Source organism: Rhizobacter sp. P3_B12 (assembly GCF_056402895.1).
In genome coordinates this window covers 1-527 of record NZ_JBFUGN010001788.1, presented here as the reverse complement: position 1 = coordinate 527, position 527 = coordinate 1, and the positions used below count along the sequence as shown (strand labels likewise).

At 70.2% G+C, this 527-nt stretch carries 1 protein-coding gene; it reads left to right on the top strand.

Features of this window, described 5'->3' with window-relative positions:
- Window positions 1–337: 337 nt before the first annotated feature.
- Window positions 338–527: hypothetical protein (locus tag AC1D01_RS38230; protein ID WP_477875238.1), on the top strand; the 190-nt coding region annotated here is incomplete at its 3' end.

Sequence of the window (527 nt, the reverse complement as noted above, 5' to 3'; positions counted from 1 at the left end):
GCGACAGCTCGGCTGCGTTCGTGACCGGGGACTTCACCGGCAAAGGCGATGTGGAGATCCTGCGGCTGCGTGCCTCGCCGACACCGGGGGATGCGACGGCGAACCAGCTCTACGTGAAGGCGGGCACCTCGCTGCCGCCTGATCTGTTGACCAGCTTGACCTCGCCGGAGGGCCTGAAGACGACACTCAGCTGGGTGTCGCTGGGCAGTCCGGCCCGCGGTGGGCTCGGCGACCGGTATGCGAGCGATCGCGGGGATGCGGCCAACGCCGCGGTGTATCCGCTGTTCGATGCGGTGCAGCCCGGCTACGTGGTCGCGACTATCCGCTGTTCGATGCGGTGCAGCCCGGCTACGTGGTCGCGACCGTCGACCGCGACAGTGGTGTCGGCAGCGGCACGGTGTCCGAAGAGTTCGGCTACCGCGGCTTCAAGGCAGCACACGACGGCCGCGGCCCGCGCGGCTTCCGCGAGGTGCGCAGCCAGCGGCCGGCAGCGGACGGCAGCGTCTTGTCGCAGTCGACGCAGGTCG